This window comes from Staphylococcus sp. B1(2026) (assembly GCF_058895785.1).
This window is the reverse complement of sequence record NZ_JBZXTS010000106.1, coordinates 1-1,125: the sequence shown is the minus strand read 5'-3', so window position 1 is coordinate 1,125 and position 1,125 is coordinate 1. Positions and strand designations below refer to the sequence as shown.

Here is a 1,125-nt window from a genome sequence, read left to right as displayed (position 1 = left end):
GAGATGACTTTGTCATCTCTTTTTTAATAAGTTAATATAGATGTTTGGGAGATCCATCGATAAAAAAAACCAGGGCTCACAATCTCTATATCTCTTTTCATTTTATAGGATAAGGAGCATTTTATTATGTCAAAAAACTTTTTATTTTTAACAACTTCTGCGATTATTACTGCTTTATATGTAGTTTTAACATTAGCTGTTGCACCATTAGCATTTGGTGTTATCCAATTTCGTATAAGTGAACTTTTAAACCAATTAGTTGTCAGTAATAAAAAATATATTTGGTCAATTACATTAGGTTGTGCGATTGCCAATTTATATTCAGGAAATGGACCACTTGATCTAGTGATTGGTACAGCAGCAACATTTTTTGGTTTAGGTATTTCGATTTTAGCATTTAGATTTACTAAAAATAGTTCTCAAAAATATATTGTTAATACAGTATTATTTTCAACAATAGGTATGTTACCAATAGCTTGTATGCTATTCTATTTAGGGTTTATACCTAAAGGAACATTCTTAATTTCTTATTTATATTTAATTATTAGTGAAGCAATTATTATGACAATTGGAGCATTTGTATTACCAATTATTAATTCGCGTCTTAATTTACACGATATAATTGAAAATTAATAAAAAATGAACTGCTACCAGTCAAGTGGACAATCAAAAAAATAAAAAATAATTAAATATTGTTTTATGCAATGGACTTATTTCTGATTTCTATCGGCGTAAGTCCATTGTATTTTAATGTCATACGATCATGATTATAGAATTGAATATACTTTTCTATATCTTTAATCAATGCTTTTGAATGATGATATTTATTCAAGTAAAAACATTCTGATTTTAAAGTCCCCCAAAAACTTTCAATCGGTTAATTATCTAAACATTTTGTAACTCTAGACATACTCACTTTGAATTGATAACGTGCTTTTAATGCTTTATATGCATATGAAGTCTATCACTATGAATCATTGGCTGTGCATTAGGATTAGCTATAAAAGCTTTACGAATTGTTGACATGACAATTTTATTATTATTTTTAACACTCAATTGATAAGCCACAATTGACTTGTCCCATAAATCAATTATTGCGCTTTGGTTTGGGTATACTAATATAGA

At 27.4% G+C, this 1,125-nt stretch carries 2 protein-coding genes and 1 pseudogene; 1 reads left to right on the top strand and 2 read right to left on the bottom strand.

The window, feature by feature from the left end; all coding sequences use genetic code 11:
* The first annotated feature begins 126 nt into the window (after positions 1-126).
* Positions 127-633, top strand: coding sequence for a QueT transporter family protein (locus tag AC5EAH_RS08145; protein WP_493494278.1), 507 nt, complete (start codon positions 127-129; stop codon positions 631-633).
* 64 nt (positions 634-697) lie between these two features.
* Here AC5EAH_RS08145 and AC5EAH_RS08140 read toward each other — a convergent pair whose 3' ends face one another.
* On the bottom strand, positions 698-874 hold the full coding sequence (locus AC5EAH_RS08140) for an IS3 family transposase (RefSeq protein ID WP_493494279.1): 177 nt from the start codon (positions 872-874) through the stop codon (positions 698-700).
* A 62-nt stretch (positions 875-936) separates the two neighbouring features.
* A pseudogene (locus AC5EAH_RS08135) lies at positions 937-1,125 on the bottom strand (hypothetical protein); the annotation flags it as partial.